26 protein-coding genes are annotated in these 24,616 nt (G+C 60.1%); 16 read left to right on the top strand and 10 right to left on the bottom strand.

The annotated features are described in order from the left end of the window. Positions 1-42 precede the first annotated feature (42 nt). Entirely contained in the window at positions 43-1,272 is a 1,230-nt protein-coding gene (nhaD, locus tag Q8K09_RS04565) for a sodium:proton antiporter NhaD (RefSeq protein WP_305253798.1), read from the top strand. A 32-nt stretch (positions 1,273-1,304) separates the two neighbouring features. Here the strand turns inward: nhaD and Q8K09_RS04560 are convergent, their stop codons facing one another. Further along, positions 1,305-1,442 carry a hypothetical protein gene (locus Q8K09_RS04560; protein ID WP_305253797.1) on the bottom strand — a complete coding sequence of 46 codons (138 nt, stop codon included), beginning with the start codon at positions 1,440-1,442 and terminating at the stop codon, positions 1,305-1,307. Positions 1,443-1,591: 149 nt separating this feature from the next. On the opposite strand from Q8K09_RS04560, the gene Q8K09_RS04555 reads away from it, so the two are divergent. The 4 genes from Q8K09_RS04555 (at position 1,592) to folE (ending at position 3,976) form a co-directional block, all read left to right on the top strand. Further along, positions 1,592-2,188: a cysteine hydrolase family protein gene (locus tag Q8K09_RS04555; RefSeq protein ID WP_305253796.1), complete on the top strand. Its 597-nt coding sequence runs from the start codon at positions 1,592-1,594 to the stop codon at positions 2,186-2,188. Positions 2,189-2,301: 113 nt separating this feature from the next. Continuing rightward, a complete protein-coding gene (locus tag Q8K09_RS04550) occupies positions 2,302-2,622 on the top strand; it encodes a hypothetical protein (protein ID WP_305253795.1) in 321 nt (106 codons plus the stop codon). A 154-nt stretch (positions 2,623-2,776) separates the two neighbouring features. Beyond that, positions 2,777-3,352: a Smr/MutS family protein gene (locus Q8K09_RS04545; RefSeq protein WP_305253794.1), complete on the top strand. Its 576-nt coding sequence runs from the start codon at positions 2,777-2,779 to the stop codon at positions 3,350-3,352. Positions 3,353-3,427: 75 nt separating this feature from the next. Beyond that, complete coding sequence (gene folE, locus Q8K09_RS04540) at positions 3,428-3,976, top strand: GTP cyclohydrolase I FolE (protein WP_305253793.1); 549 nt, start codon at positions 3,428-3,430, stop codon at positions 3,974-3,976. Between the two features lie 120 nt (positions 3,977-4,096). Here the strand turns inward: folE and Q8K09_RS04535 are convergent, their stop codons facing one another. Beyond that, positions 4,097-4,753, bottom strand: a complete 657-nt coding sequence (locus Q8K09_RS04535) for a transglutaminase family protein (protein WP_305253792.1) — start codon at positions 4,751-4,753, stop codon at positions 4,097-4,099. A 161-nt stretch (positions 4,754-4,914) separates the two neighbouring features. On the opposite strand from Q8K09_RS04535, the gene Q8K09_RS04530 reads away from it, so the two are divergent. Further along, a complete protein-coding gene (locus tag Q8K09_RS04530) occupies positions 4,915-7,362 on the top strand; it encodes an acyl-CoA dehydrogenase (RefSeq protein ID WP_305253791.1) in 2,448 nt (815 codons plus the stop codon). Between the two features lie 166 nt (positions 7,363-7,528). After that, the gene (locus Q8K09_RS04525) at positions 7,529-7,939 is read left to right on the top strand and encodes a PA2817 family protein (protein WP_305253790.1); all 411 of its coding nucleotides are present in this window, start codon (positions 7,529-7,531) and stop codon (positions 7,937-7,939) included. Positions 7,940-8,041: 102 nt separating this feature from the next. Here Q8K09_RS04525 and Q8K09_RS04520 read toward each other — a convergent pair whose 3' ends face one another. Together Q8K09_RS04520 and Q8K09_RS04515 are read right to left on the bottom strand one after the other, a co-directional pair. Next, the gene (locus tag Q8K09_RS04520; protein ID WP_305253789.1) at positions 8,042-8,518 is read right to left on the bottom strand and encodes a GAF domain-containing protein; all 477 of its coding nucleotides are present in this window, start codon (positions 8,516-8,518) and stop codon (positions 8,042-8,044) included. Next, positions 8,515-9,405: an ATP-binding protein gene (locus tag Q8K09_RS04515; protein ID WP_305253788.1), complete on the bottom strand. Its 891-nt coding sequence runs from the start codon at positions 9,403-9,405 to the stop codon at positions 8,515-8,517. The genes Q8K09_RS04520 and Q8K09_RS04515 overlap by 4 nt, the downstream gene beginning before the upstream one ends. A 99-nt stretch (positions 9,406-9,504) precedes the next feature. Here Q8K09_RS04515 and Q8K09_RS04510 point away from each other — a divergent pair, with 99 nt between their 5' ends. After that, positions 9,505-11,838 (top strand): response regulator, encoded by a 2,334-nt coding sequence (locus Q8K09_RS04510; protein ID WP_305253787.1) that lies wholly within the window; start codon positions 9,505-9,507, stop codon positions 11,836-11,838. Here Q8K09_RS04510 and Q8K09_RS04505 read toward each other — a convergent pair. The 3 genes from Q8K09_RS04505 to msrB all read right to left on the bottom strand — a co-directional run bounded on the left by Q8K09_RS04505 (position 11,822) and on the right by msrB (position 13,323). Beyond that, a complete protein-coding gene (locus Q8K09_RS04505) occupies positions 11,822-12,292 on the bottom strand; it encodes a MarR family winged helix-turn-helix transcriptional regulator (protein WP_305253786.1) in 471 nt (156 codons plus the stop codon). The two genes, Q8K09_RS04510 and Q8K09_RS04505, sit on opposite strands and share 17 nt — an antisense overlap. Beyond that, positions 12,289-12,774 carry a glutathione peroxidase gene (locus Q8K09_RS04500; RefSeq protein WP_305253785.1) on the bottom strand — a complete coding sequence of 162 codons (486 nt, stop codon included), beginning with the start codon at positions 12,772-12,774 and terminating at the stop codon, positions 12,289-12,291. The genes Q8K09_RS04505 and Q8K09_RS04500 overlap by 4 nt, the downstream gene beginning before the upstream one ends. Positions 12,775-12,924: 150 nt before the next feature. Continuing rightward, positions 12,925-13,323: a peptide-methionine (R)-S-oxide reductase MsrB gene (gene msrB / locus Q8K09_RS04495; RefSeq protein WP_305253784.1), complete on the bottom strand. Its 399-nt coding sequence runs from the start codon at positions 13,321-13,323 to the stop codon at positions 12,925-12,927. A 242-nt stretch (positions 13,324-13,565) separates the two neighbouring features. Here msrB and Q8K09_RS04490 point away from each other — a divergent pair, with 242 nt between their 5' ends. From Q8K09_RS04490 to htpX, 4 genes are all read left to right on the top strand, one after another. After that, positions 13,566-14,777 (top strand): pyridoxal phosphate-dependent aminotransferase, encoded by a 1,212-nt coding sequence (locus Q8K09_RS04490; RefSeq protein ID WP_305253783.1) that lies wholly within the window; start codon positions 13,566-13,568, stop codon positions 14,775-14,777. 12 nt (positions 14,778-14,789) lie between these two features. Continuing rightward, positions 14,790-15,533 (top strand): SDR family NAD(P)-dependent oxidoreductase, encoded by a 744-nt coding sequence (locus Q8K09_RS04485; protein ID WP_305253782.1) that lies wholly within the window; start codon positions 14,790-14,792, stop codon positions 15,531-15,533. Further along, positions 15,533-15,985, top strand: a complete 453-nt coding sequence (locus Q8K09_RS04480) for a hypothetical protein (protein WP_305253781.1) — start codon at positions 15,533-15,535, stop codon at positions 15,983-15,985. Before Q8K09_RS04485 ends, Q8K09_RS04480 begins: the two co-directional genes overlap by 1 nt. Before the next feature lie 90 nt (positions 15,986-16,075). After that, on the top strand, positions 16,076-16,948 hold the full coding sequence (gene htpX, locus Q8K09_RS04475; RefSeq protein WP_305253780.1) for a protease HtpX: 873 nt from the start codon (positions 16,076-16,078) through the stop codon (positions 16,946-16,948). 129 nt (positions 16,949-17,077) lie between these two features. On the opposite strand, the gene Q8K09_RS04470 is transcribed toward htpX, so the two are convergent. Continuing rightward, positions 17,078-17,737 carry a thiopurine S-methyltransferase gene (locus Q8K09_RS04470; protein ID WP_305253779.1) on the bottom strand — a complete coding sequence of 220 codons (660 nt, stop codon included), beginning with the start codon at positions 17,735-17,737 and terminating at the stop codon, positions 17,078-17,080. 102 nt (positions 17,738-17,839) lie between these two features. On the opposite strand from Q8K09_RS04470, the gene Q8K09_RS04465 reads away from it, so the two are divergent. Further along, a complete protein-coding gene (locus tag Q8K09_RS04465) occupies positions 17,840-18,607 on the top strand; it encodes a class III extradiol ring-cleavage dioxygenase (RefSeq protein ID WP_305253778.1) in 768 nt (255 codons plus the stop codon). Positions 18,608-18,745: 138 nt separating this feature from the next. Further along, positions 18,746-18,964: a hypothetical protein gene (locus tag Q8K09_RS04460; RefSeq protein WP_305253776.1), complete on the top strand. Its 219-nt coding sequence runs from the start codon at positions 18,746-18,748 to the stop codon at positions 18,962-18,964. Positions 18,965-19,069: 105 nt separating this feature from the next. Here the strand turns inward: Q8K09_RS04460 and Q8K09_RS04455 are convergent, their stop codons facing one another. Then, the gene (locus Q8K09_RS04455; RefSeq protein ID WP_304868984.1) at positions 19,070-20,788 is read right to left on the bottom strand and encodes a DEAD/DEAH box helicase; all 1,719 of its coding nucleotides are present in this window, start codon (positions 20,786-20,788) and stop codon (positions 19,070-19,072) included. Between the two features lie 457 nt (positions 20,789-21,245). On the opposite strand from Q8K09_RS04455, the gene Q8K09_RS04450 reads away from it, so the two are divergent. Next, entirely contained in the window at positions 21,246-22,037 is a 792-nt protein-coding gene (locus tag Q8K09_RS04450) for a crotonase/enoyl-CoA hydratase family protein (protein ID WP_305253775.1), read from the top strand. On the opposite strand, the gene Q8K09_RS04445 is transcribed toward Q8K09_RS04450, so the two are convergent. Then, entirely contained in the window at positions 22,034-22,807 is a 774-nt protein-coding gene (locus tag Q8K09_RS04445; protein WP_370869484.1) for a spermidine synthase, read from the bottom strand. The two genes, Q8K09_RS04450 and Q8K09_RS04445, sit on opposite strands and share 4 nt — an antisense overlap. Before the next feature lie 261 nt (positions 22,808-23,068). Here Q8K09_RS04445 and Q8K09_RS04440 point away from each other — a divergent pair, with 261 nt between their 5' ends. Further along, positions 23,069-24,415, top strand: coding sequence for a class II 3-deoxy-7-phosphoheptulonate synthase (locus Q8K09_RS04440; protein WP_305253774.1), 1,347 nt, complete (start codon positions 23,069-23,071; stop codon positions 24,413-24,415). Positions 24,416-24,616 lie beyond the last annotated feature (201 nt).

Below are 24,616 nucleotides of genomic sequence, written 5' to 3'. Positions count from 1 at the left end.
TCGCTCACGGGCTTGCTCGTGCTGGCGATATTTCTGTTTGGCATGACACTTATCGTTTTTGAAGCACAACTGGAGATGGATAAATTCAAGCCTGCCATGTTCATGATGTCCGGCTTGATCGTTATCGGTGCTCACTACGCCATTAACGACCCCAACGGCTTCCAGTATTTCCTCGACGCGCAAAACGAAACCAAGGAGGAATTGTTCGGCCTGATCGCCTTCATGGCCTTTATGTGGATGGTGGTGGAGTTACTAAACGAGCGAAACGTGTTTACCGCGCTCAACGGCTACTTGATGCGCAAGGGCCTGGGCGCCAAAGGCATGTTCTGGGCCACTGGCGCTCTGTCGGCGCTGCTCTCGCCGTTTCTCAACAACATCACCACCGCGATGATCTTCGGCAAAACGGTAAAAAGCATCTCGACCAATCAGCGTTACACCCATGTGGCGCTGTGCAACATCATCGTGGCATCCAACAGCGGCGTTTGGTTTCTCGGCACCTCGACCAGCCTGATGGTGGTGCTGGCCGGCAAGATCAGTATCGCAGGGCTGTTGCTGTTGATTCCCTCGGCACTGATCGGCTGGCTGCTGTGCGCCGCTACCCTGCACTTCTTCTACCTGCGCAAGCTCGACGGCCAGGACTTGATCCACCTTGCCGACGCCTCTGAAACGGGCCTTAAGCCCGGCGGCGCGGGTCTGGCCATCGTCAGTTTCTTCGCTGTGGTCGGGGCAGTGCTGTGCAATATTCTGCTCAAGGTCAGCATCGAGTTCGCCATCGGTATCGGCCTGGGCATGGTTGCACTCTATGCCTGGCTGCTGATGCGCCAGGGCATTGAACTGCCCTGGCAGGACCAACTGCAGAAGGTCGAATGGAACGCCCTGCTGTTCTTTATCGGCATCATCACCTCGGTTGCCTGCCTCAACCACGTCGGCTGGCTGACCTATATATCGCAACTGTTCGAGGTCATGAACCCAACCGGGGTTAACGTGATTCTCGGCATCGCTTCCGGGGTCATGGATAACGTGCCGGTAGAAGCCGCGGCCCTGATGTCCAACCCGCAACTGGGGCTGGATCAGTGGGCACTAAACGCCCTGATGGTCGGGATTGGCGGCTCGTTGACCGTAGTTGGCTCGGCCGCCGGGATCATGGCCATGTCGCTGGACAAGAGCTACAGCTTTGGCGTGCACCTGAAGTTCCTGCCAGCCATCCTGGTCAACTTCTTTGCTTCGCTGGGCATCTGGTACCTGCAATTCGAGGTACTGGGTCTTTACTGACCGAGCTGGAGGCCTGGCAAATCGCCGGGCCATTACTCGCGGTTCTTGCGGCGTGTCACGGGCAAAGACCGCTGATTGCGCTCGCGCTTGAGTTCACGCAATACCGCGACCGAAACCGCGAGCGCGAACAACAACCAGAAATGTGCAGACAACAATGACAGTAGGTGCATAAACAACTCCTTTTGCGTACGACTCCAGACCCACTGGATAGGTTCGATTCTGTTCGCCCTCGCTCTACCACGCAATGCTGCGCCGAAGAGGTTCACAGCGGCGTCACACAAGCGGACAATAGACGCTGTCGTCCGCGAGGAGTTAGGTCATGTCTCACCCACAAACACTGTTTCAGCTCACAGGGCGCAGCCATGCGCCTGCCACTCTGGGCAATGCGACCCTCCTGATCATCGATGCCCAGGAGGAATACCGCAGCGGCGTGCTGAAACTGCCAGGGCTGGATCCGGCACTCGCAGAAATCGCCAAACTACTGACCGCCGCGCGTAACACCGGCGCCGCTATTGTCCACGTAAAGCACCTGGGAATTCCCGACGGGCTGCTCGACCCCCGCGGCCCCCGCGGCCACCACCTGCCTGAGGTAGCTCCGCTGCCCGGCGAGATCGTGGTAGAAAAGCGCATGCCCAACGCCTTCTCCGGGACCGTTTTACATGACCAACTGCAAGCGCTTGGTCACCTGGATCTGATTGTCTGCGGCTTCATGACCCATTCGAGCATCAGCACTACCGTGCGCGCCGCCAAGGACTACGGCTATCGCTGCACGGTGGTCGATGCCGCCTGCGCCACCCGCGACCTGCCAACACTGGATGGCAAGATCATCAGCGCCGCCGACATGCACCGCGCAGAGATCATCGCCCTGGCTGACAACTTCGCAGCTGTAGTCGGACAAGCCAGCGCGCTGGTCTGAAGCGGACGCTGAACAAGCGGCGGCCAGGCCGCATCACAGCGCAAACCAGAAGCCCGCCGGGAACCGCGACAGCGCCTGCCGGTCTTATCGCCGATACCCTTGAGGAAATCGGAATGAAGTTATCCGATGGTTTCGATGCTCGCCGCCTGCGCCCACGCGGGCCAGGCAACTGGCGCATGCGTTTCGCAGCCATACTGGCAGCGCTGTTTGCCGCGGTTGGCGTGCTACTGACGATGGCCGGCGCAGCCAGCCTGCTCGGCCGGGCGCCGAGCCTTGCCGCGCTGAACGACTCGACCGCAACGGCGACCACACTGCTGGTGCTCGGTCTGCTGCTGCTATGGGCCGGCATCGCGGTGTGGCGCATGTGTCGACGCCGCCTGCGTCGCCCAAGCGACTTGAGCATGGCCCCGCATTTAATGAAGAGACGCGACTGATCCTTCCTCTGGCCAGGCTGACACTTGGCGTAATAAGCGATGTACCTATCGAGAAGCGCTGGACCTCGTGTTCGCAGAGCCCGCCGTAGCAGGCGAGAGTTTTTTCACAGTCTCCCAGGGCTTGGTTACACTAGCGGCCTTAGCGGAGGCCCAGATGCAAGACGACATCAGAGAAGACAACGACAGCGCTCTGTTCAAAGCCGAGTTGCGCGGCGTTAAACCGATCAAACATGATCGCGCCGACACCGGCAAAGCCAAACCCGATCGCAAACAGCTGGCAGGCCTGCGCCAGGCTGCAACCATGCGTGTGGATGCAATAAAGGTTGATGGCCTGTCCGATCAGTTTGTCATCGACGTCGGCCCTGAAGACCCGCTGTACTGGGCTGCCAATGGCGTCCAGGAAGGCCAGATGCGCAAGCTCAAGCTCGGCCAGATCAGCTTTGATGGCAGTCTTGACCTGCACGGCATGACCGTAGAAAAAGCCCGCGATACCCTGTGGGAATTCCTCGCCGAAGCCAGCAAGCTGGAAGTCCGCTGCGTGCGCATCACCCACGGCAAGGCAGTGCGCATGGATGGCCGCAAGCCAATGATCAAAAGCCACGTCAACACCTGGCTGCGCCAACATCCACAGGTGCTCGGCTTCACCTCCTGCGTGGCCAAGCATGGCGGCACCGGTGCGGTGTATGTGATGCTCAAGCGCACCATGATGGATGGCCGCGATGAGTGGTAGTAGCCGTTAAAACCGTGCCAGCCTGACGCTCACCTCAGACCCTGCGTATTACTCCCGAACGCCACAGGAAGATCCATGTCCCTGGAACAAAACTACACTGAAATTCTCGGTCAGCTTGGCGAAGACGCATCCCGCGAAGGCCTGCTCGATACCCCTAAGCGTGCAGCCAAGGCCATGCAGTACCTTTGCCGCGGTTATCAACAGACCCTGGAAGAGGTTACCAACAACGCACTGTTCAGTTCTGACAACAGCGAGATGGTGCTGGTCAAGCACATCGAACTGTATTCGCTGTGCGAGCACCACCTGCTGCCCTTCATCGGCAAGGCCCACGTCGCCTATATTCCAAACGGCAAGGTGCTCGGCTTGTCCAAGGTCGCGCGGATCGTCGACATGTATGCCCGGCGCCTGCAAATCCAGGAAAACCTCAGCCGACAAATCGCCGAAGCCATCCAGCAAATAACGGGTGCCCTTGGCGTAGCCGTGGTGATCGAAGCCCAGCACATGTGCATGATGATGCGCGGCGTGGAAAAGCAGAACTCCTCAATGGTCACCTCGGTGATGCTCGGCGAATTCCGCGAGAATGCCGCCACTCGCAGCGAATTTCTCAGCCTGATCAAAAACTGACCCGCGCTATTGCCTGAGAAAACCTGGCTGGGGACAATTACCAGCCAGTCGCAGACGATCCGCGCTGATCACGCTGACGCACCGCCAACCGCCTTGTAGAGCCTGCACCGAGCGCAGTCTCTACAAGGCGGCTTCGCCCTGAAAATCCCCCACAAGCAGCGGCGTATCTTCGGCGAACAGATGTGGATAGACCGCCGCCAAATGGCTGAAGAACAGTTCTTGCGGCACGTCGGCGAAGCAGCCATGGTCGACCAGATACTCCATGTATCGCTGGCCGTCCGGATTGAACGGCTGGAACACACTGTCGCCAAGCCCATCGAACGCCAGCGGCGCCACCTTGAACAGTTGGCACAGTTCCAGGTTGAACGCCGGGGTGGCCTTGACCCAGCGCTCCTGCAGATACAGTTCGGTATAGCCGTGCATGGCAAACACTTCGCTGCGCAGCAACTCCAGCAGCCGCGGGGTGGCCAGATGGTTACGCACGTCAGCCAGACCGATCCGCGCAGGAATCCCACAATGCCGCGCACAGGCCGCCAGCAGCGTTGCCTTCGGCACACAGTAGCTCTCGCCACCGAGTAGCGCATGGCTGCCTTTCAAGGTCTCGGGATCACGACTGAATGTATAAGGGTTGTAACGAATACCATCGCGCACCGCGTAATACAGCCTGACCGCCTGCGCCACGGGATCGCGACTGCTGCCGCGCACTTTTTCTGCGAACTCCACCAGCGCCGGGTGGTCACTATCAATACAGTGGCTGGGTTCCAGGTATTCACGCATCGCTGGCTCTCCGTGATAGAACACCCAGTCTAACGACGCTGCGCCAACATATGTCACGACACTCCGGCCAAGCTCGCCGTCCTTGCGGCCATCCATGTATGGATGCCGACTAAACTCACCACTGACTCATTCCACCTCATTGTCGTCATGGAGGATTTTGCATGCTCGCTGTCTGGTTACTCGTCCTGCTAATTGGCACGGCCTACCTGGCCCACCGCCGCACTGCAGCGCTGCCCGCTCTCGGCGTGATTGCCGGGTACCTGGTTATCATGAGTGTGTTCAGCCATGCACCCACTTGGCTTTTACTGATCTTCTGGCTGCCGCTCCTGGCGGTAGCACTCCTGCTGGCCCTGCCGGAACAACGCCGGAAACTGTTCAGCGCGCCCATGTTCGCCTGGTTTCAACGGGTGCTGCCGCCCATGTCGGCCACCGAACGCGACGCTATTGAGGCCGGCACCGTCTGGTGGGATGGTGAACTGTTCAGCGGTCGCCCGGACTGGGACAAACTGCTGGCCTACCCCAAGGCGCACCTGAGCGAGGAGGAGCAAGCCTTTCTCGATGGCCCCACCGAAGAACTCTGCGCCATGGTCAGCGACTGGCAGATTGGCCAGCAGATGGATTTGCCAACCCAGGCTTGGGATCACATCAAGCTGCACGGCTTTTTCGCCCTGATCATCCCCAAGGAATATGGCGGCAAGGGTTTTTCCGCCTATGCCCACTCCCAGGTGGCGATGAAACTGGCCACCCGCAGCGGCGACCTGGCCTCCACCGTGATGGTACCCAACTCCCTCGGCCCGGCAGAGTTGCTGCTGCACTACGGCACCGACGAGCAGCGCCAGCACTACCTGCCGCGCCTGGCCCGCGGCGATGACATCCCCTGCTTCGCCCTCACCGGCCCGCTGGCCGGCTCCGACGCCGGGGCCATGCCGGACAGCGGGATCATCTGCAAGGGCCAGTGGCAAGGCGAAGAAGTGCTCGGCCTGCGTCTGACCTGGGAAAAACGTTATATCACCCTGGGTCCGGTCGCGACCCTGCTCGGCCTGGCCTTCAAGGCCTACGACCCGGATCATTTGCTCGGCGAGCAGGAAGACCTCGGCATCAGCCTGGCGCTGGTGCCAGCCGACACGCCCGGGGTAGAAATCGGTCGTCGTCACCTGCCACTCGGCGCTGCCTTTATGAACGGACCGAACTCGGGGAAAGACGTGTTCATTCCGCTGGACTACCTGATCGGCGGCCAGGACATGCTCGGTAAAGGCTGGATGATGCTGATGAACTGCCTGTCGGTCGGGCGCTCCATCTCCCTCCCGGCAGTCGGCACCGGCGCGGCCAAATTCACCAGCCTGGTCACCGGCCAGTACAGCCAGATACGCGAGCAGTTCAATGTGCCGCTGGCCGCTTTCGAAGGGATTCAGGAGGCTCTGGCGCGTATCGGCGGCAATGCCTGGTTGATGGACAGTGCGCGTATCCTGACTGCCAACGCGGTAGATCTGGGCGAAAAACCCTCAGTGCTGTCGGCGATTCTCAAGTACCACCTGACCGAGCGGGGCCGCGAGTGCATCAGCCACGCCATGGACGTGCATGGCGGCAAAGGCATCATCATGGGCCCCAACAACTACCTGGCGCGCTCCTGGCAGGGCGCGCCGATCTTCATCACCGTGGAAGGCGCCAATATCCTCTCGCGTAACCTGATGATCTTTGGCCAGGGCGCAATTCGCTGCCACCCCTACGTCCTTAAAGAAATGGCCCTGGCCGGTCGCGAAGACCAGCAGCAGGCACTGCTGGAATTCGATCAACTGCTGCTGCAGCACATCGGCTTTGCCGTGAGCAACGCGGCCAGCAGCCTGATCCTCAGCCTCGGCCTGGGTCGGTTCAGCGAAGCGCCGGGCGATAGCCTCAGCCGCCCCTACTTCCGCGCATTGAATCGCCTGGCTGCCGCCTTTGCCCTGCTTGCCGACCTGAGCATGATGCTGTTGGGCGGCGAACTGAAACGCCGTGAGCGCCTGTCCGCACGCCTGGGCGACGTGCTCAGCCACCTGTACCTGGCCTCGGCGGCGCTCAAGCGCTACCACGACCTTGGTTACCCGGAGCATTCGCGACCACTGCTGTGCTGGGCCATGGAAGAAAGCCTGGGCCACGCCGAACAGGCACTGGATGAACTGCTCAGCAACTTCCCGAACAAGCTGCTCGGCTGCGCCCTGCGCGTACTGGTCTTCCCCTTCGGCCGTCGACACAAAGGCCCAAGCGATGCACAGGATGCCCAGGTTGCCGAGATCATTGGCCGTAACAGCGGTGATCCGGCCCTGGAAGAGCTGCTTGCAGGTTGCTATCGCCCACAAGCGGAGAACGACCCGGTCGCCGCCCTGCAGCAGGCGATGAACCTGCTGCAACGCGTGCAACCCCTGCAGGAAAAGCTGCACAAGGCGCTCAAGGAAGGCCTGCTGCGGGAGATGCCAGGACAGAACCTGATCGAAACAGCGGCCAGTGCTGGCGTGCTGACTGCAGAAGAAGCACAAAGCCTGCAACAGGCCGAAACAGCAAGACGCGTGGTGATCGACGTCGACGACTTCGCCAAGGAAGAACTGACCCTGGGCCGCGACAAGGTGCGCTAGCGAAGAGCGACCCGCAGCCGCGGACACTGCGCGCAGCAATAGTGCGCGCACACGTGGTGCGCACAGCGCACCCTACCCGCCAAACGCAGCAATTGTTCAAGGGTTGGGACAGCGGGCCGCGCGGGCCTTATACTTGCGCGCCCGTTTTACCTACAGGATTTTTTCCATGGCCAACGCCCACCTCGATCATCACCTCGCCCTGCTCGCCCATCTGCGCACCATTCTGGTTGCCCTGGGTGAAGCCGAGCAGATTCTCGACGACAGCCACGCCATGTACCTGGAGCGCTACGACGAACTGCTGGGCGACCTGCCGGACGATCCGGAAGCCAGCCTCTACCTCGGCCAGGATCTGATCAGCCAGATCTTCCAGCGCTACCCGCAAATCGCCCACCTGGTTCCACGCGACTTACTCTGGTTTTTCGGCGGCGATTGCCTGCACTTCATGCCCGACGAAGAAATCGAGATGTACCAGACCCTGGAAGAACGACGCTTCGATGCGCTGGAAAACGACGAACCGTTCGACTGGAACCAGGAAAAACAGTTACTCGCCATGCCCACCCAAGGCAGCAAGCACTAAGCCACACTGCGCGCAGGCCAATCATGCGGCTCGCCCGCAGGCAATACACGCGCAGTGCCGAGCCGCAGCATGCGCGGCCAAGCCCGGCATGCTGCGGCGATATCAACAGTCGCTGAGCCGCAAGAAAATCTCGACCAGGCGTTCGATTCCGGCCTGATCCGCGGCAGTAAAGCGGGCCAATTGCGGACTATCCAGATCAAGCACACCGATCAGTCGGCCGGCCTTTATCAGCGGCACCACCAACTCGCTGCGCGAGGCGCTGTCGCAGGCGATATGCCCGGTAAAGGCGTGCACATCGTCCACCCGCTGTGTTTGCCGGGTAGCCGCAGCTGCCCCGCACACCCCACGCCCCAGGGGAATGCGCACACAGGCGACCCGCCCCTGGAATGGCCCCAGCACCAGTTCTTCACCGCGCATCAGATAGAAACCAGCCCAGTTGAGTTCGGCCAGCTCCTGGAACAGCAAGGCGCAAAACTGCGCGGAATTGGCAATAAAATCCCGCTCATCGGCCAACAGCGCCTGCAGTTGCGCGGCTAACAGTGGGTAGCCGTCAGATTCTGTTTGCGCAAGGTCAATCATGTTTGGCTCTCCAGAAGTTGCAGCCCGACCCAGTGCCGGGCGAACTGATACGCACAACGGCCATTGCGATTACCGCGCCCCAGCGCCCAGCGGATCGCCGCTTTTTCCAGTGATTCATTCCACTGCCAGTTCAACCCAGCCTGCACCGCCAGGACCTCAACCCAGTGCCGCACCACATCGAGAAAGTGATCCTGGGTGAAGGGGTAGAAAGACAACCACAGACCAAAACGATCAGACAGCGCGATTTTGTCCTCCACCGCTTCGCTGGGGTGCAGTTCGCCGTCGACTATCTGCGAGGCCTGGTTGTCGCTGTGCTTCTCCGGCAACAGATGGCGGCGATTGGACGTGGCGTAGAGCAGCACATTATCCGGCGAGCGCTCCAGCGAGCCATCCAATACGCTTTTCAACACCCGATAATCGCCCTCGCCGGCTTCGAAAGACAGATCGTCACAAAACAGCACAAAGCGCTGCGGCAAACGGACAAGTTGCTCGACCACGCGCGGCAGGTCCGCCAGATGATCACGCTCGATCTCGATCAGGCGCAGGCCAGCCGTGGCATGCTCGGCCAACAATGCGCGCACCAGGGATGATTTCCCGGTGCCGCGCGCACCCCAGAGCAAAGCATGGTTGGCCGGCAGGCCCTGAAGGAACTGTCGGGTATTACGTGCCAACTGCTCGCGCTGAGTGTCCACTCCGATCAGATCGCTCAGATTCAGATCAAGGTCGATGCTCAACGGCTGCAAGTACCCACTGCGACCCTCACGATGCCAGCGGGCAGCCAGACTATGCTGCCAGTCGATATCGCCACGTTGGGCCGGCAACAGCGGCTCAAGTCGCGCCAGCACGCTCTCGGCGCGCTGTAGAAAAGTGTTTAAACGGGAGTCCACAACTTGCTCCTTGGTATTTCGCCCTGTAACCACTCCTGCCGACAGCAGGAACGAATGGGCTATGCTTGCAGGCGCACGGACACGAGATTACGGCCACCCATGGATATATCGCTCACCCAACGCCTGTCGTTCAAACAGGCCAGTTTGACCGTACTAGTGGCATTTATCCTCGGCACTGCGCTGAGCTTGATTCAAGTGGGCATTGATTATGCCAGTGAAAATGCCTCCATCGATCGCGAGATTAGCGCACTGATGGAGATCAGCCACAACCCCGCCGCACGCATTGCCTATAACATCGACGCCGAGCTGGCTCAGGAACTGGTGCTGGGACTGCTGCGCTCACCGGCGGTGATTGGTGCCGAAATCATAGACAACAGCAACATGACCCTGGCCAGGGTAAGCCGCCCAGCGGATACAGACCGCTACCGATTGCTAAGCGATTTCCTGTTCGGCGAGAGGCGTCACTTTGAAACGCCCTTATTCGTCAGTCACTCGCCCCAGGAAGCGCTTGGTCTGCTTCGCCTGGAAGTCGACACCTATGCATTCGGCAGTCACTTCCTGCGCCGCGCGACGCTCACCTTCTTGACCGGTTTCGCCCGCAGCCTGCTGCTCTCACTGATCCTGCTGGTGCTGTTCTATTTCATGCTGACCAAGCCGCTGATCGAGGTAATCCGTGCGCTTAGCGGTCGCGACCTGCACGCCCCCAACCACAGCAGGCTGCCCTACCCGCGCGGTCATGAGCACGACGAGATCGGCATCCTGATCGACACCACCAATCAACAATTATCCAGCATCGCCATGGAGATCGAGCAACGTTACGCTGCGGAGAACCGCCTAACTGAGTACCTGAATGAGCTGGAAAATATCGTCTCGGCTCGCACACGCGAATTAAAGGCCAGCAACGCACGCCTGCTCGAGACCAATCAGGAACTGCAACAGGCAAAACGCATCGCGCTGGACATGGCCCAGGCCCGCTCGGCGTTTCTCGCCAACATGAGCCACGAGATCCGCACCCCACTCAACGGCCTGCTCGGCATGCTCGCCTTGTCTCTCGACGGCCCACTGGGCAACGAGCAACGCCAGCAGCTATCCATTGCCCACGATTCTGGAAAAATACTGGTCGAACTGCTCAATGACATTCTCGACCTGTCGAAATACGAAGCGGGTCAACTCAAGCTGGAAAGCCTGCCCTTCGACCTCGGCACCATGGCCGAAGACACTGCCAGCCTGCTCTCGCAAAACGCCTTGCCAAGCGTCGAATTGACCTGCCTGATCGACCCTCGACTGCCCGCACAAGTGCTTGGCGATCCAACACGGGTGCGGCAAATCATCAGCAATCTGCTGTCAAACGCCCTGAAATTCACCCGTTTCGGCCGGGTCGATATCTACGTAGACAGCAGCCCGACCGGTATACGCATTACCGTCCGAGACACCGGTATCGGTATTGCCGAAGACGCGCGCGCGCGCATCTATCAACCCTTTGCTCAGGCAGATATCGGTATTACCCGTCAGTTCGGCGGCACCGGCCTGGGCTTGGCACTCACTCGTCGCCTGTGCGAGGCGATGCAGGGTCGGCTCGAGCTGGAATCCAGGGAGGGCTTCGGCAGTAAATTCTGCGCTGAGCTACCACTAACAAGCTATGCCCCAACACGCCCCTTGCCAGCACTGAGAGGCCGAGTAGCCGTACTCAGCTCGGCCAATTCAGGCCTGAGCGAACTGCTTGGCAAGCTGCTACCGGCATGGGGAGTGGACTACCAACGACTGGACACCGATGCAAACCTGCTCGGCATAACAGCCGACATGCTGATCAGCGATTGCCCGGAGTGCCTGCCGCGCATGCGCCCGATGTGTAGCGCGCCAATCCTGCTGGTCACCGCCTACGGCAGCTTCTTGCCCGGCGAGCAGGCACGCGCCTTGGCGCCGCTTGAGCAAATCGCCCGACCTTTGTCGCGGCACACCTTGCTCCAGGCACTGCGTAGCGGCCTCAGCCAGCAAATGGAAAACTCACCGGTGCCAAGCCCTACCGAGCAACAGAGCGGGCGACGAGCGCGCGTGCTGCTGGTGGAAGACAACCCGGTCAACCAATTGGTAGCCAAAGGCATGCTCAGCAAACTCGGCTGCGAGGTTGTGCTGGCAAATCACGGCAGCGAAGCGCTGAGCCAACTGCAACAGGACAACATCGACCTGGTGCTGATGGACTGCAACATGCCGATCATGGACGGCTATGAGGCTAGCCGCAGGATTCGCCAGGGCGGGCATCACCCCGGACTGCCAATTATAGCGCTGACCGCCAACGCACTGTCCGATGAGCGCGAGCGGTGTCGTGCCGCCGGCATGAGCGATTACCTGGCCAAACCGTTTCGCCGTGAAGAGCTGGCAGCCCTGCTCGAACGTTGGCTGCCTGCATCAAAAGACCCTAACGCAGCGCCATGAATCGCTCGAGCAACTGACCAACACGACCACGCAGCTCGGCCAGCTCATCAACCTCGACGCCCTGCTGGCAAAGCAACTGCTGCTGTAACGGCAGCACGCGTTCACGCAAGACACAACCCGCGTCTGTCAGCGTCAGGTGCACTTCGCGCTCATCCACTACCGAGCGCTGGCGCAACAGCAAACCAAGCTGTTGCAAGCGCTTGAGCAGCGGCGTCAAAGTGCCCGAATCAAGCAGCAAACGCTCGCCCAAGGCCTTGACCGTAGGCTGCGCTGGCGGGGCAACCTGCCACTCCCAGAGCACCAGCATCACCAGGTACTGCGGGTAGGTGAGGTTTAGTTGATCGAGCATCGGCTTGTAGGCACGAATCACCGCCCGCGAGGCCGCGTAGAGCTTGAAGCACAGCTGGTTGTCCAGCCGCAGGGCATCTTCCTCCCCCAATCGTGCGGGTTTCATTTGAGCAGGGCTTCGATCTCGGCAGTCAGATCTTCCGGCTTGGTGGTCGGCGCGAAGCGCTTGACCTGCTTGCCATCGCCGCTGATCAGAAACTTGGTGAAGTTCCACTTCACCCCCTGGCTGCCGAGCAGGCCAGGTGCGCTTTTCTTCAGGTTGACGAATAGCGGGTGAGCAGCGCCGCCATTGACATCGACCTTCTTGAATAAGGGAAAGCTGACGCCGAAGTTCAGCTCGCAAAACTCGGAAATCGCCCCTTCATTCCCTGGTTCCTGCTTGCCGAACTGGTTGCAGGGAAAGCCCAGCACCACCAGCCCCTTGTCCTTGTACTGCTGCCAAAGGTTTTCCAGCCCCTTGTATTGCGGGGTAAACCCGCACTTGCTCGCCGTATTGACCACCAGCACGGCCTTGCCACCGAAGTCGGCGAGGGTTTTCTGCTCGCCCTTGATGGTGGTGACAGGAATATCGAACAATTCGTTGCTCATGCTGTTGGCTCTCGATTGACCAGAAAGGGACGAACAACATAGCGGTCAATTAAATTGCATACAATTCAATTGACCAACTATAAACCTCATTGATATACCAACCTCCGGGCAGGTTGGGCGGCGTTCCGCTTCAGCCCACCCAATCCACACCTACTGCGGATGCGCAACCAGCTTCAGCGATGCCGAATTGATGCAGTAACGCAAACCGGTCGGCGCTGGCCCGTCGGGGAACACATGGCCCAGATGAGCATCGCATTTGCCACACTTCACTTCGATGCGGTGCATGCCGTGGCTGAAATCATCCAGGCTGGTAATGGCATCTTTACTGAGCGGCTGAAAGTAGCTGGGCCAGCCACTCCCGGAGTCAAACTTGGCATCCGAATCGAACAGCTCAGTGCCGCAGCAGGCGCAGTGATAAATACCCGGCGTCTTGCTGTCATGGTATTCGCCGGAAAAGGCTCGCTCCGTGCCACCCAGCCGACAGACATGAAACTGCGTATCCGACAGCTCTTCGCGCCAGGCTTCCAAGGGTTTTTCGAGCTTGTCCAAAGGCATAATCCTCAATAGAAAAATCGCCAGCAGCGATTTTTAACGTCGCGTAGCAACGCGCCCGCAGGGTGGCGGCCATGGATGGCACGCCATAAAAAACCCAACCAGTACCTTTGCCAAGGTCAGGCTGCAACGTATCATTCGCTCCCAGTCTGTCACCCACGCTACAACCTGCCAAGGCTCGTCTGCTCGAGTCTTTTACACGGTAATTCAACGGCGTCTCACCACTCGGGATCACTTACATGCAGTTCAGTAAATCGAACAAGCTGGCCAATGTCTGCTACGACATCCGTGGCCCCGTGCTCAAGCACGCCAAGCGCCTGGAAGAGGAAGGTCATCGCATCCTCAAGCTGAACATTGGCAACCCGGCGTCGTTCGGTTTCGAAGCACCGGAAGAAATCCTTCAGGATGTCATCCGCAACCTGCCGACAGCCCAGGGCTACAGCGACTCCAAGGGTCTCTTCAGCGCACGCAAAGCCATCATGCAGTACTACCAGCAGAAGCAGGTGGAAGGCGTCGGCATCGAAGACATCTACTTGGGCAATGGTGTCTCCGAGCTGATCGTGATGGCCATGCAGGCGCTGCTCAACAACGGCGACGAAGTACTGATCCCGGCTCCCGACTACCCGCTGTGGACCGCCGCCGTAGCCCTGTCTGGCGGCAAGCCAGTGCACTATCTGTGTGATGAGCAGGCCGACTGGTTTCCAGACATCGCCGACATGCGCGCCAAGATCACGCCGAACACCAAGGCCCTGGTGCTGATCAACCCGAACAACCCGACCGGCGCGGTCTACTCCAGAGAAGTACTGGAAGACATCGTCGAACTGGCGCGCCAGCACAACCTGGTGCTGTTCTCCGACGAGATCTACGACAAGATCCTCTACGACGATGCCGTGCACATCTGCACCGCTTCGCTGGCCCCGGACGTGCTCTGCCTGACCTTCAACGGCCTGTCGAAGTCCTACCGGGTAGCCGGTTTTCGCTCCGGCTGGGTGGCCATCTCCGGTCCGAAACACCGCGCGCAGAGCTATATCGAAGGCATCGACATCCTCGCCAACATGCGCCTGTGTGCCAACGTACCGAGCCAACATGCGATCCAGACCGCGCTGGGCGGCTACCAGAGCATCAATGACCTGGTGCTGCCCAACGGGCGGTTGCTGGAACAGCGCAACCGCACCTGGGAGCTGCTCAACGACATTCCGGGCGTCAGTTGTGTCAAACCGATGGGCGCGCTCTACGCCTTCCCCAAGATCGACCCCAAGGTCTGCCCGATCCACAACGACGAGAAATTCGTCCTGGATCTGCTTCTGTCCGAAAAGCTGCTGATCGTCCAGGGCACGGCGTTCAACTGGCCGTGGCCGGATCACTTCCGCGTCGTCACCCTGCCGCGGGTCGACGACCTTGAGCAAGCCATTGGCCGCATCGGTAGCTTCCTCAAGGGCTACCGCCAGTAACCGGAGATCGCCATGACCCAGGGCAAGCGTTATCTACTCACCGGCGCCAGTTCCGGCATCGGCGCGGCACTCGCTCGCGACCTGGCTAGCAAAGGCTATGACCTGGCTCTGGCGGCGCGCAGTACAGACAGCCTGCACCTGCTGGCAGCTGAACTGCAGACGCGCTTCGGATGCAAGGCAGTAGTCCTGCCGCTGGACGTTACCGACTACGCGGCCTGCCAGGACGCCGTAGGCCTGGCTGCAAACGCCCTGGGCGGGCTAGACGGGATAATCGCCAACGCAGGTATAGCCCTGAACGGAAAAGTCGGTGGCGGTCACTTCGAGCGCGCCAGGCTGACCCTGGAAACCAATCTGATCGGCGCCGTTGCCTGCCTGGATGCCGCGACTGCGCTTTTTCGCCAGCAAGGCCATGGCCATCTGGTCGCTGTCGCTTCCGTCGCCGGCAAGCGCGGCCTACCCTATGCCGCCGCCTACTCGGCGAGCAAAGCCGGCCTGATCAGCTACATGCAAGCCAGCCGCGCCGAGCTGCGAGGCAAGGGCATCGACACCACACTGCTGCTACCCGGCTTTATCGATACCCCGCTCAACAGTGATATGCCCAAGCGGCCCTTTCTGATCGATGCGCAGCGCGGCGCCGCCCTGATCGCCCGGCATATCGACAAACGCCACCACTGCGCCTACGTTCCCGGCTGGCCTTGGGCGATTCTTGGTCGCCTACTGCCCCTACTACCCACCTCACTGATTGCCAAATTCTGATGGACCTACACATCGATGACTTTTACAAAGATGCAGCGGCCGGCATGCTGCAGCTTTATCAGTTCTTTCCGCGCAAGACCGCGCTCTACATCGAAGACCTGATCGGCCGCGAAGATACTGATGAGTTCGGCCTGCCGAGCAAGCGCCACGAGAGCTGCCTGGGTACGCTGTTGTGGCTGGCGGAAGAAGGCTACCTGCGCTTCGACTCGATCATTGCCTACGACGCCCTCGATCAGGCAGTACTCAGCGAGAAAGGCTTTTTGCGCCTTAGCCGTAGCGTGCCCTACGCCTTGAATGAAGGCCAAGCACTGCCACCAAGCGTGCGCCGGGTGCATGCCACGCTGGCCTTTCAACTGCGTGAAGCGCTTAGCCAAAAACACGGCGAACGCCTCGCCCGCCTCACTCGTTTGCTCTTCGAAAGCAGCCTGAACGCTACAAGCGACACAGTTTGAAATAGTCCCCCGGTTGAAGAGACAGGGGGCGCGCCCTTATATAGCCGGCATATCTAGCAAGTCTTATCCCGTGAGGAGTCGTTTCACACCATGATGCGCATTTTGCTGTTCCTGGCTACCAACCTGGGGGTGTTGATCATCGCCAGTATCACGCTCAAGCTCCTGGGGGTAGACCGCTTCACCGGCCAGAACTACAGCAGCCTGCTGATTTTCTGCGCGGTATTCGGTTTTGCCGGCTCATTGATTTCGCTGCTGCTGTCCAAGTGGATGGCGAAAATGAGCACAGGTACCGAGATCATCACCCAACCACGCACCCGCCACGAGCAGTGGCTGCTGCAGACCGTTGAAGAGCTGTCGCGTAATGCCGGTATCAAAATGCCGGAAGTGGGGATTTTTCCCGCTTACGAATCCAACGCTTTTGCCACCGGCTGGAACAAGAACGATGCCCTGGTTGCGGTCAGCCAGGGCTTGCTGGAGCGCTTCTCGCCGGATGAGGTGAAAGCCGTCCTGGCCCACGAAATCGGCCACGTGGCCAATGGCGACATGGTCACCCTGGCGCTGATCCAGGGCGTGGTGAACACCTTCGTGATGTTCTTTGCGCGGATCTTCGGCAACTTCGTAGACAAGGCAATCCTGAAAAACGAAGGCAGCCACGGTATTGGTTACTTCGTCGCGACCATCTTCGCCGAACTGGTACTCGGCATCCTGGCCAGCATCATCGTCATGTGGTTCTCGCGCAAGCGCGAATTCAAGGCCGACGAAGCCGGCGCGCGACTGGCGGGTACCGGCGCCATGATCGCCGCTCTGCAGCGCCTGCGCGCTGAACAGGGCGTGCCGGTGAACATGCCAGATAGCCTGACCGCATTCGGTATCAACGGCGGCCTGAAGAACGGCCTCGCTGGCCTGCTAATGACTCACCCGCCACTGGAAGCACGCATCGAAGCCTTGCGCCAGCTGCGCTAAACCACCTGCACGCAAAAGGCGACCCTCGGGTCGCCTTTTTTTTGTTGCACCACACTCACCAACCCAGACTGATCCGAGCAGATATCTGCCCGTAGCGCAGCGACGGCCAGGCAGATCAGTGCGCAGTATTTACCCGCGTTTGACCAGCCGGTATACCACCTCATCCAGCGCCTGCAGGTTGTGCTTGATGAATTTCCAGTTGCCCTGCAACACATCCAGTCGCTCGAGCGTCTCGACCTGCCAGCCCGCACCAAACAACCCATGCACCTCGGCATCCGTCACAGCAAAGGGTGGGCCATCCATCTGACCCTGCTGATAATCCAGGGTAATCAACAACCCCCGGCTCGCGGTCGGCATAATTGCCTGCAAATGCGCCGCATAACGCTTACGCATCTCGACCGGCAAGGCGATCAGTGCCGCACGATCATAAAGCGCCTGGCAGTCGTGGACGTGCTCTGCACTCAGGGCGAAGAAATCGCCACACCAGAGTTCCACCGCACCAGCGCGATAGACCTTGAACTCGCCGTCCTGGCTGATCTCTGGGTGCAAGCCGTGTTCGGCGAAGAAATCCTCGACCGCCCTCTGCGCCAGTTCGACGCCCAACACGCGATAGCCCTGCCCCGCTAGCCAAACCAGATCAAGGCTCTTGCCGCATAGCGGCACCAGCACTCGCGCGCCAGGTTGCAGCTCTAGCACCGAGCAGTGGCGCTGCAGATAGGGATTGACCTGATCCAGATGAAAACCGATCTGATCGCGCGCCCAGCGTGTCTGCCAGAATGCCTCGTCCACTCTTGCCTCCTTAAAATTCGATCAAATAGCTCAATAATTTATACTGGAATTTGATAATACCAACCACGAAGATAGCAACATCCTACTGCAGGAACCTAGCTCATGCTGCCTTCACTCTTTATCTCCCACGGCTCGCCAATGCTCGCTCTGGAGCCCGGCGCCAGCGGTCCGGCCTTGGCCCGCCTGGCCGCAGCGCTACCCAGACCACGGGCCATCCTGGTGGTTTCCGCGCACTGGGAAAGCACTGCGCTGCGCATCACCAGCGCCGCCCAACCGGAAACCTGGCATGACTTTGGCGGCTTCCCCCTGCAGCTGTATCAGGTGCGCTACCCCGCGCCCGGTAATCCGCAGCTTGCCGCAGATATCCAGGCGCTGCTCGGCGCAGCCGACCTTCGCGCACAACTCGACCCCGACCGCCCGCTCGATCACGGCGCCTGGGTACCGTTGTCGCTGATGTATCCGGCCGTCGACATCCCGGTCGTACAACTGTCGCTGCCCAGTCGCCTGGGCCCTGAACTTCAAACGCGCATCGGTCGCGCCCTCACCGCCCTGCGCCAGCAAGACGTATTGCTGATCGGCTCCGGCAGCATCACCCACAACCTCGGCGCACTCGACCGGCACGCTGGCCCCGAGGTGATCGAACCATCGGCTCAACATTTTCGCGACTGGATGGTGGCTCGACTCGCAGCCAACGACGAGCAGGCATTGCACGACTATCGCCAACGCGCTCCGGCGGCCGCACACAACCACCCCAGCGATGAGCATCTATTACCGCTGTTCTTCGCCCGCGGCGCTGGCGGGCAATTCAAGGTCGAGCACAGCGGCTTCACCCTCGGCGCCCTGGGCATGGACATCTACAGCTTTGCCTGAACACTCAAGGCACGTTCAAACTAAGGCATGAGCCAGCGCCCAAGGGTATCGATCACGGAACCTCAGCTATCTGTGCTTCAATCATCTGCACAACCCTCGGCCACAAGGCTCAGGTGTCACGCAGAAGGTGTGGACGACATGAACTCAATCAGGCTTGCAGCCATAGCACTTGTGGTAGTCGGAACTCTGGCGCTGACTTATGGTGGTTTCAGCTATACCAAGGACACCACCGCGGTCAAACTCGGCCCGCTCGAGCTTTCAGTTCAAGAGAAGGAAACCGTCAACATTCCTATGTGGGCCGGGATTGCCGCCATAGTGGCCGGCGGTCTTATGCTCGCAGTAGGCAGCAAACGATAATAGCGCCGCTATAGACCGCTAGACGCAAAACAAAAAAGCCCCGCATCTCAACAATGCGGGGCTTTTTAATTAACGCTAATGCGGATCCTTAGCGCTTAACGCGAATCAATCTTCGCGATAACGACGCAGCTTCAGCGGCTTGCCACCAACACGGGTGTCTTTCAGTTTGCTCAGCAAACGCTCCAGACCGTCTTCCGGCAGCTCGACCAGACTGAAGCTTTCACGCACCTGGATGCGACCAATGGCTTCGCGAACCAGACCGCCCTCATTGAGGATGGCGCCCAGCAAGTTCTTGGCGGCGATACCGTCACGCGCGCCCAGCGCAGTACGGCAACGGGCACGGCCTTCGGCCAATGCTACTGGTGCACGACGCTCACGGCTGTCGCCGCGATCGGAGCGCTCACTGCTGCGTTCGCCACTCCGCTCGCTACGTTCACGCGGCGCACTGGTTGGTACCAGCGGTTGCTCGCGCTCGACTTCGGCCAAGGTCAAAGCCTGACCATTGGTCGCCTTACGCAGCAGCGCAGCGGCCAGGGCACGCGGGCTGCAACCGATTTCAGCGGTAAGACGGTCGAGCAGCTCGCCATGGCTGGCTTCGGCGTCGGCGACCAGCGGTGCCAGGCTTGAGGTCAGCTTCTTGATCCGCGCATCCAACACTTGCTGGCCGTCGGGCAGGCGTACTTCACTGACTTTCTGCCCAGTCACACGCTCGATCACCTGCAGCATGCGGCGCTCGCGCGGCGTTACCAGCAACAGTGCGCGACCAGTACGACCGGCACGGCCGGTACGACCGATACGGTGTACGTAGGATTCCGGATCGTAGGGCATGTCGACGTTCATCACGTGAGTGATGCGCGGCACGTCCAGACCACGGGCTGCTACGTCGGTGGCGACAACGATGTCCAGGCGACCATCCTTGAGGGACTCAATCACCCGCTCACGTTGGTTCTGGGCGATGTCGCCGTTCAGGGCAGCGGCCTTGTAGCCACGGGCTTCGAGCACGGCGGCCAGATCCAGAGTCGCTTGCTTTGTACGCACAAAGGCGATCAGCGCATCGAACTCTTCGACTTCCAGCAGACGCAGTACGGCGGCGTGCTTCTGGTCGGCGTGAACCAGCAAGTGAGCCTGCTCAATGGCAGTCACGGTCTGGGTCTTGGTTTCGATCCTGACATGCTTCGGATCACGCAAATGCTTTTCAGCAATGGCGCGGATCGAATGCGGCAGGGTAGCCGAGAACAATACGGTCTGACGGGTTTCCGGCATGGCCTTGAAAATGACCTCAAGGTCATCCATGAAGCCCAGCTTGAGCATTTCGTCCGCCTCATCAAGCACCAGGTGCTGGATGGTGGACAACACTTTCTCGTCACGGCGCAGGTGATCGACTAGGCGGCCCGGAGTAGCAACTACAACCTGTGCACCATTGCGGATGGCTTTCAGTTGCGGGCCCATCGGCGCGCCGCCGTATACGGCGATGACGTTAAGCCCAGGCATTTGCTTGGCGTAAGTCTCAAAAGCGGTAGCGACCTGCAGAGCCAGCTCGCGGGTTGGCGCAAGAATCAACGCCTGCAGCTGACGCTTGGTCGGATCGATACGGCTGAGAATTGGTAGCGCGAAAGCAGCGGTTTTGCCGGTGCCGGTTTGCGCCTGACCAATCATGTCGTGACCAGCGAGAATTACCGGAATCGACTGCAACTGAATTGCCGAAGGCTCTTCGTAGCCAGTCGCGATAACTGCGGCCAGGATGTTTGGATGAAGGTTAAGAGCGGCGAAGCCGCCGAGTTCTTGGGTCATGGGTCTGCCTCTAGTGCATCCGCAAAGACCCATGCTCCAAAGCTGCGCATGCCGTGTAAGACTTTAAAGTCACCCTGGCAGCCGTGTCGGCGGGGATTTGCGAAAACGTGGTTGTAAGTGAATCGTCAAGGATAGTCCGCTAAGCGAACCGACTGCCGAAGGTGACCTCCGGGCGAGTTGTGTAACCTGAACGTGGCCATGAATTGACCGGCGCGCACTATACCGGAAAACCTGGCAGTTGTGATGGTTTTCCTATAATTAAAACAATTACACCGCCAGACGGTATTTCACCTCGCACTGCAAACAAAAGCTCTCTCCTGCTTTATGAATGCCTCTATATAGCGTTGTGAACACCGCCACATGCCGACTAACGTGGCCCGAACAGCGCAAAAAACCCGCCCAATAACGCTAGATGAGTGTCGCGGCGTGCGGTTTTCAGGCGCCCTGCTATACCCTGTTGCATGACATTTTCTGCGCAAGGATTTCTGCCATGAATCAAAGCACTAGTGGTCGCGTCAGCCGTGAGAAACGCGAGCGGATCATGCTGATCGGCCTGGATCGCACGGCCAAGCGCAATGCCTTCGATCTCGATCTGCTTAATGACCTGTGCCTGGCCTATGGCGAATTCGAGCGCGACGACGAGGCGCGCGTGGCCTTGGTCTTCGCCCATGGTGAACACTTTACCGCCGGACTGGATCTGGCCAATGTCGCCGCCAGCTTTACCGCAGGCTGGCAGGTTCCGACCGGAGGCTGCGACCCTTGGGGGGTGTTCGGCGGCCCGCGGGTAAGCAAACCGGTGATAGTGGCGGCACAGGGCTATTGCTACACCATCGGCATCGAACTGATGCTCGCCTCGGACATCAACCTGTGCGCCAGCAATACCCGCTTCGCCCAGATGGAAGTGCAGCGCGGGATTTTTCCGTTCGGCGGCGCCACTTTGCGCATGCACAAGAGCGCCGGCTGGGGCAACGCCATGCGCTGGCTGCTCACTGGCGACGAGTTCGACGCCCACGAAGCCTACCGCCTGGGCCTGGTGCAGGAAGTACTGGCCAGCGAAGACCTGCTGCCTCGCGCACTTAAACTGGCCGAGCGAATCGCCGCCCAGGCACCGCTCGGCGTGCAAGCTACCCTGGCCTCGGCGCGGCAGGCCGTAAGCGACGGTGAAGCCGCCGCCGCGACCAACCTGCACCCAACCGTAGTTCGCCTGATGGCCAGCGAGGACGCCCAGGAAGGCGTGCGAGCCATGCTTGAGCGCCGCCCCGGCGACTTCAAGGGTCGCTAACTGGCTGGGCGTAGCGCCTCGATCAGCGGCTGCAGGGAGTAACCCAGCTGTGGCGCTAGGGCCGTAGCTCGAGCGCACAGATCACCCAAATCGAGCTGCTGTTCAAGATCAGCCGGCACCAGCAGGATGACATTGCCTTCCTTGACCGGGCATTCCCAATAATGCCGATGATAAAGACCGCGCAGCAGCGGGGCGCCGAGCGGCTTACCGTCATTGCCAGCCCACTGATTAATGATCAGCCAGCCACCGGGATTCAGCTGCTTCTGGCAGTTTTCCAGGAAGCGCCAGGCCAGGTGGCCAACACCGGGGCCATGATCGGTATAGAGATCGACAAAGATCAGATCAGCGCTTTCCGCGGTTTCCAGCAGGTCGAGGGCGTCGCCGATGCGGATGGTCAAACGCGGGTCGTCCTCCAGACCGAGGTACTGCATGGCCAGGCGCGGCACCTCGGGGCGCAGCTCGATGGTTTCGACATCATCCAGCGGCAAGAACTTGAGGCACGCCTGGGTCAGGTTGCCGGCACCAAGCCCGAGAAACAGCGCGCTCTCTGGTGCGCTATGGCACAAAGCACCGAGCAGCATGGCGCGGGTGTAATCGTATTCCAGCCAACTCGGGTCAGCGGTGAACACACAGCTCTGCTCGATCGAGTCGCCAAACTCCAAAAAACGGTATTCGCCGATTTCGACCACACGGATCACGCCGAACTCATCCTGGACTTCGGCCAGCAATACTTCGTCTTTCATTTCTTCCACAGGGGGTAAACCTGGCATTCATCGCTCTCCAGCCTGACAACCCCGACCAATCGTACTCGGGTAAAGGTGGCAATTGTCAGTGAAGCACCCGCGCCGGGTCACGCGATAATTCACTGCGACGTGCTTGGCCGGTGCTTGCGCCACACCCAAACCGAGGCATCCCGGCGCACAACTGAGCGGCGTCATGCAGCGGCTCTATCACGGCTATCGGCTTGAAGGCGCAGGCTGATCGGTTACCATGCCCGTCTGCCAATAAACTGTCTGAAGCCGAGAATCATCATGTCGCAAGCCTGGAGCCCCGAAAGCTGGAGAAGCAAACCGATCCAGCAGCAGCCGCACTACCCCGATGCCGCCCACCTGGCCAACGTCGAGCAAACCCTGGCTGGCTACCCGCCACTGGTGTTTGCCGGCGAAGCCCGTGAGCTGCGCCGACAGTTCAGTGAGGTGACCCAGGGCCGCGCCTTCCTGCTGCAGGGTGGCGACTGCGCCGAGAGCTTCGCCGAGTTCAGTGCGGCGAAAATCCGCGACACCTTCAAGGTGCTGCTGCAGATGGCCATCGTCATGACCTTTGCCGCCGGCTGTCCGGTGGTGAAAGTCGGGCGCATGGCCGGCCAGTTCGCCAAGCCGCGCTCGGCCAACGATGAAACCATCGACGGCGTAACCCTGCCGGCTTACCGCGGTGATATCGTCAACGGCATCGGTTTCGACGAAAAAAGCCGAGTGCCAGACCCGGAACGCCTGCTGCAGGCCTACCATCAGTCCACCGCCAGCCTCAACTTGCTGCGCGCCTTCGCCCAGGGCGGCTTTGCCGACCTGCACCAGGTGCACCAGTGGAACCTCGATTTCATCGCCAACTCGGCCTTGGCGGAAAAATACAGCCACCTGGCCGACCGCATCGATGAAACCCTGGCCTTCATGCGCGCCTGCGGCATGGACACTTCGCCGCAACTGCGCGAGACCAGCTTCTTCACCGCCCACGAAGCGCTGCTGCTCAACTATGAACAAGCCTTCGTGCGCAAGGACAGCCTCACCGGCGGCAACTACGCCTGCTCGGCCCATATGCTGTGGATCGGCGATCGCACCCGTCAGCTGGACGGTGCCCATGTCGAGTTCCTGCGCGGCGTCCGCAACCCGATCGGGGTCAAGGTCGGCCCGAGCATGGACCCGGACGAGCTGATCCGCCTGATCGACATCCTCAACCCGGACAACGATCCGGGCCGCCTCAACCTGATCGTGCGCATGGGCGCGGACAAGGTCGAAGCCCATATGCCGCGCCTGGTGCGCAAGGTGCAGTCCGAAGGCAAGCAGGTGCTGTGGAGCTCCGACCCGATGCACGGCAACACCATCAAGGCGTCCAGCGGCTACAAGACCCGGGATTTTGCGCAGATTCTCGCCGAAGTGAAGCAGTTCTTCGCCGTGCACCAGGCCGAGGGCAGTTATGCCGGCGGCATCCATATTGAGATGACAGGACAGAACGTCACCGAGTGCATCGGCGGCGCCCGACCGATCACCGAAGATGGCCTGTCGGATCGCTACCACACCCACTGCGACCCGCGGATGAACGCCGACCAATCCCTGGAACTGGCCTTCCTGATCGCCGAAACGCTGAAGCAGGTAAGACGCTAGAGCGCAAAGCCCTCCGTAGGAGCCCAATGCTGTTCACTTAAGCCAAGTGAGCAGCACTTATTTGTAGCCCAATGAAATGGACTCCCCCCTCCTACGGCGTCTATGCGCCAGACTAGAGTTGTCAAAACAAAAGTCACGAAGGGAGGAGTCACCATGAAATTTAAGCGAATTGGTGTCGATTTGGCAAAGCAGGTGTTCCAG

This window comes from Pseudomonas sp. (assembly GCF_030683065.1).
In the GTDB taxonomy this organism is placed as follows: Bacteria; Pseudomonadota; Gammaproteobacteria; order Pseudomonadales; family Pseudomonadaceae; genus Aquipseudomonas.
This window is presented reverse-complemented; position numbering and strand designations above follow the sequence as displayed.